This is a genomic window from Alterirhizorhabdus solaris, assembly GCF_007785815.1.
GTDB classification, from domain to species: Bacteria; Pseudomonadota; Alphaproteobacteria; order Sphingomonadales; family Sphingomonadaceae; genus Alterirhizorhabdus; species Alterirhizorhabdus solaris.
In genome coordinates this window covers 1-5,115 of sequence record NZ_VNIM01000162.1, presented here as the reverse complement: position 1 = coordinate 5,115, position 5,115 = coordinate 1, and the positions used below count along the sequence as shown (strand labels likewise).

Below are 5,115 nucleotides of genomic sequence, written 5' to 3'. Positions count from 1 at the left end.
GCCCCGCCCCAGCGGCGTTGCGAAGTAGGATTTTGTGAGATCAGGCGGTTACCGGGTGGCTCGTACCCGGTAACCGGAGGATCGACATGCCCGACGCCTACCAGACGCACGCCGACGGCCCGACCAGCCCCTCGCGCTCAATGATGGCGGTGACGCCGCACGACGGCAACCCGCTGACGACGATTTCCAAGGCGCTTTATATCGGGACCCGGCGGGCATGTGACCTTGCGCTGCGTGGACGACAATGCCGACGTGACCTTTCGCAACGTGCCGGCGGGCGCGGTGCTGCGTGCCCGCGCGCGCTTCGTCTGCGCGACCGGCACCACCGCTGCCGACATTCTGGCGCATTGCTGATGTTCGCCCTCGATTTCGATTTCGATTTCGGCTGCGACGGGCCGGTCGGCGCGGGCGCCGCGGCAGTGTCGCTGCGCCCGGAGACGCGCGCCCTTCTCGCACGCATGTCTGCCAGCCCGGACGAACCGCGCAAGGCGGCGATGGATGCGCTGATCGGCGCTGCTCTCCGGCGCGGGGTCGGGCCCGAACATCTGGGCGCGGCTGGATGTTCTGCAGGTCTATGCCACCGGCACGCGGGCCGACGCACTGCTGAACTGGAAGGGGAGCAATTTCACCGTCACGACCGGGGGCGGCAACCCGGCCTTCGTGGCGGACCGCGGGTTCTGGACCGACGGGTTGGACGACTGGATCGACACCGGCTTCGCACCCGCATCTGGCGGGCCGTTCCAGCAGGACGATGCCTGCATCGGCGGCTTCTTCCGCAAGACGGACCGCAACCCCAACCAGCCGATCGGCACGCACAGCGCGAACGCCATCTCTGTAACCACGCGCAACGCGGGTGGCATCCCGGTCGTGCGGTTGAACAGCACGTCCGCCCTGGCGACGGGGGCGGCCGTGACGAGCAGTTACGGTCTCGTCGTCGCCAACCGCTCGGGAACGGTGGTGACGGGGTATCGGAACGGCGCGGCCTTCGGGTCGACAACGGGAGCAAGCTCGGCGCGGTCCACCGTAACGATAGGGATCGGCAAGCAGAGCGGCGCCAGTTATTCCGGAGGGCAGTTCTGCCTGTTCTTCGCCGGCGCCGCGCTGACTGCGGCCGAGCATGCTGATCTGCACGCCGCCCTCTCCGCCTATCTCGCGACGATCGGCGTGGCCGAGATCGTGTCCACGGCGCGAATCCTGTCGTTGGCGGGCGGCCTGCCGCTGCCGGACGGATCCGCCGCCGCAAGCGCAGGCAAGGGCATGGGGTGCACCGGGCTTATGCGGCGGCCTGACGGCAAATGGTTCGTCGCAAACGGCATCGCCGGCCGGACCGATCCGTGGTGGAGCCGCATGTTGGCCGACTTCGCGACGGTGGAGGCGGAATATCGCGCATCGTCGCTTGGCCGGTCGCCCGATTATCGCGGATCAATTCAGGGCAGGGCTCTGGATACGAGCGACTCCAGCCTGTGGGCGATCCTGAAACTGGCCGGGGCGGGCGGGGGCAGCACCTATCTGATCCACTTCGACATCGCCGGCGAAACATTGCTCGGCTGGCCCGTTCCGATCGCCACCAGCGATACCGGCATCGCATACGATCCCGCAGCGGATGCCCTATGGATCACGCGGGACGGGGGATCGGGATCGGGATCGCTGGTGCTGTATAGCAAGGCCGGAGAGGCGCTGACCGGGACGGTCGCCAAGCCCGGCGATACGGACCAGTGTTTTAGCGTCGCAGTCGCCAGCGGCGCTTTTCTGGCGGGCAATCTTCTGGCCACGGCGGGCGCGAATGGGGCCGACGGGACGATCACTGTCTATAACCGACTGGACTATGGCGGCATGACGGTGCGGCGTGTGGATACGCTGACGTCGGCACAGCAGATCGAAGGTGCGGTGTTGCACGGCAGCGTCTGCTATGTATGCAACGATGGGGCGACCCACCCCGGCGCCCGTGGGCGGAACTAGGTGCTGACCTACGCCGCCTGAACCGCCGCTATCGTATGGGCGCACACGGGCGGTGCGGAACGAGGGGACCGCAGGAGGCCGGAAGAGTCCCATCCGATACGCCGATGGGAGTCCCGTGCCTTGCCGTGCCTGGCGTCACGGTATGCGCATTAAGACCTAAGCGGAATGACTTAGCAAGGTCGGTCGATCGGGTATTCGGGGCGGCTGGACGCCGGGCCGGGGCGCTACGCCGATCGTCGGGATCTCCATAGAACATGGGATTTGCGCAATCCACATCCGAATCACCGCACCGGAATATTTCAGGCGCCCGTGAGCTAATCCGGCCGTTCATCGGGGGGCAATCATCAAAAATTGCATTCGGTTTCGTCCATTTTGGGCAAGTTCCCGCGTTTCGCCGTGAGAGTTGGGCGTTCCGTCTCGACACGCTAGGCAAGCGCTGGGCGAAGGTTACGGAAAAAACATGGTTACCGCTGCCCTAAGGAAGCGAGTTGACCGAATATAGTCAAAGTCGATTTTCAGAGCGGCATGGACATACATCGTTGACGGGAAAAGAACCAATGACCGCAACGGGGTGGTAGTACAGCCTCGTCTATCAGAATTCTACCGTAAGCAACGTACTTCGCGGTTATCAGCGGGGCGGGCCGAACGGTTTCGATCGAAAACGGGCGCATGAGGCGTTAACAGGTGAAGGGTCTCCTTTGATGATTGTCAAAAACGCGCAGGTCGGTTCCGAGGTCTTTCTCCAGAATGATTTTCTGAGCCTCGGCATAAACGCTTACGGCGGCCTCGGCTCCACGAAGTATGCGCCCGATGGCATACAGGTGAATACCGCGAACCAGACGCGCTCAGTCGGCCTTTTCGCCGACCTCGACGGGTTCGGCCAGGGCAAGGAAACCACCCTGCGTGACGGCGTGCTGCGCGGCGTGGCGGTGGAAGGCTTCAACATCGGATACAAGACCGACGGCAAGACGGTCGTCCATTCCAACCAGATGCTCGACGGGCTGATGGAGATCGATGGCAAGCAGACCACCCGCGCCAATGCCAAGGCGGCGGAAGCGAACTGGCAGGGCAGCACCACCGAGAAACTCGCCGTCGACCAGACCCTGACCCTCGTCGAGGGCGCAAAATATGTTCGCGTCGAGGTGAAGCTGACCAACAATTCCGGCAGCGCGATGACCGACCTGCGCTACATGCGCACGGTCGACCCGGATCATGGCCCGACCATGGCAACCGAGAACAAGATCGTGCAGCAGGGCGCTGGCGCCGGGCTGGTGACGGCCTCGGTCAAGGGCGGCACGCCATACTTCTTCTACGCGAACGATCCGCGCGCGGTGGTATCCACCTACGGTTTCATCAACGAGGACCCCTATGCGGCCGCCGCCTACGGCACCCCGCAGCGGGTCGGCTATTCGGTCACCGCCGACCAGTCGATTAACATCACGTTCGGTGTAGGCACCCTGCCGCCGGGCAAGTCGACCGTGGTGACCTTCTACATGGGCATCACCGACGATTTGACCAAGACGGTCGCCCAGATCAACGGCAGTGCCGTCGTCGAGGTGCCGGACGTTCCGGTCGTCGTCCTCGTGCCGCATGCGACCGACGATCTCGTCACCGGCATGTCGGGCAGCACGGTGAAGGGCAACGTTCTCGCCAACGACACCGATCCGGCCGGGCGCGATCTTGCCGCCACGCTAAAATCGGGGCCGGCCAACGGCACGCTCAAGCTGAATGCCGAAGGCAGCTTTACCTACACCGCAAACAAGGGGTTCGTCGGCACAGACAGCTTCACCTACGCCGCTACCGTCGACGGCAAGAGCGACGTTGCGACCGTGAAGATCGTCACGACCGCCGCGCCACCCGCCGCGCCGGGCCTGCCCGACAGCGCGACGCTGCAGCGCGCCGGCACCCTGAACGGTTCGGCAAGCACCAGCGATGTGCTGACCGGCACCAAGCTGGAGAACAGCTTCTTCTTCGATATCGAGGCGGCAAGCGGCAATGACCAGATCATCGGATTCGGCAGCAACGACGTCTTCGTGACCAAGGGTGCGCTGAAGGACTCAAACGGGGACGGCCTGATCCAGTTCGCCAAAGGCACGGTGACGCTGGATGTACAGAAGGACAGCGTTGCGATCGAAGGCGTGAAGGCCCTGCGCCTGATCGGTACGGACGACGCGGGATTGACGGTCTATGCCGACGCGTCCGTCCGTCCGGTCGGCGCGGTGGAAGGCAGGCTGGGCGACGACCGGATGAGCGGTGACAGCCCCGACCGGAAAGTGAACAAGTTCTTCGCGGACACCGCGCTGGGGCTGGATCTGGGGCATGACACGATCGCCAATTTCGGCACGCGGGACATTCTCGTCACCACTACGTCGCTGGCGAATGTCAAGGTGGGCAACACGGTCTCGCTGGCTGACGGGGTCATCAAGCTCGGAGGAAGCGGCTCGCTCGATCTCGGGTCGCTCGACATCAGCGGTACGGGCGGATCGGCCATCGCGGCGCTGGAGTTCGACGGTTCGGTGACGCGCGGCGACACGACGTACTTCGTCTACAGCCATGTCGGATCGGCCGCCGGTCTCGATACACTCGGTATGTAATCGAGACGGCCGCCGTATCCCGGGCGATCGACGGCTGCTCCGCTTCGGGGCGGTGCGGGGCAACCCGTGCCGCCCTTTTTCGTCATGCATGACCGCTTTGGCGGAGTATGCATCCCGCTGCAACTATACGACCCGGCCCGCGTGGTATTATGGCCTGGAGGCAGCGGACGCAGCTGGCCGACGCGCCTGCCCCGATAGAGCGGTTTCCTATCAGTCTGCATCGTATCCGGCGTTGGCGAAGTAGTTGGCGCATTCCTGCGGCGGGTAAAGGTTGAGGATGCGGCCGATGGCGTTCCACAGGCCGTGAATGGTGCGCTCGGCGGCTTTGCGCAGGTGCGCCTTGAGCTTGGAGAAGGCCTGCTCGATCGGGTTGAAGTCGGAGCTGTAGGGCGGGAGGAAGAGCAGCGTCGCCCCCGCCGCTTCGATCGCCTCCCCGGCGGCCGGGGCTTTGTGGCTCGACAGATTGTCCATGATGACGATGTCGCCGGGCGAGAGGTCGGGCACCAGCACCTGACGGACATAGGCGATGAAGGCATCGCGGTTGATCGGTCCGTCGAGCACC

General features: G+C 64.6%; 4 protein-coding genes and 1 pseudogene. 4 read left to right on the top strand and 1 reads right to left on the bottom strand.

The window, feature by feature from the left end:
• Window positions 1–86: 86 nt before the first annotated feature.
• The 4 genes and pseudogenes from FOY91_RS22900 to FOY91_RS20555 all read left to right on the top strand — a co-directional run.
• Window positions 87–155 (top strand): annotated as a pseudogene (locus FOY91_RS22900) (hypothetical protein); the annotation flags it as partial.
• Between the two features lie 64 nt (window positions 156–219).
• Window positions 220–354 carry a spike base protein, RCAP_Rcc01079 family gene (locus tag FOY91_RS22675; protein ID WP_275266053.1) on the top strand — a complete coding sequence of 45 codons (135 nt, stop codon included), beginning with the start codon at window positions 220–222 and terminating at the stop codon, window positions 352–354.
• Window positions 355–660: 306 nt separating this feature from the next.
• On the top strand, window positions 661–1,959 hold the full coding sequence (locus FOY91_RS20560) for a lipocalin/fatty-acid binding family protein (RefSeq protein ID WP_145155840.1): 1,299 nt from the start codon (window positions 661–663) through the stop codon (window positions 1,957–1,959).
• Window positions 1,960–2,660: 701 nt separating this feature from the next.
• The gene (locus FOY91_RS20555) at window positions 2,661–4,553 is read left to right on the top strand and encodes an Ig-like domain-containing protein (RefSeq protein ID WP_145155837.1); all 1,893 of its coding nucleotides are present in this window, start codon (window positions 2,661–2,663) and stop codon (window positions 4,551–4,553) included.
• A 210-nt stretch (window positions 4,554–4,763) separates the two neighbouring features.
• Here FOY91_RS20555 and FOY91_RS20550 read toward each other — a convergent pair.
• Window positions 4,764–5,115: transposase (locus tag FOY91_RS20550; RefSeq protein ID WP_203234658.1), on the bottom strand; the 352-nt coding region annotated here is incomplete at its 5' end.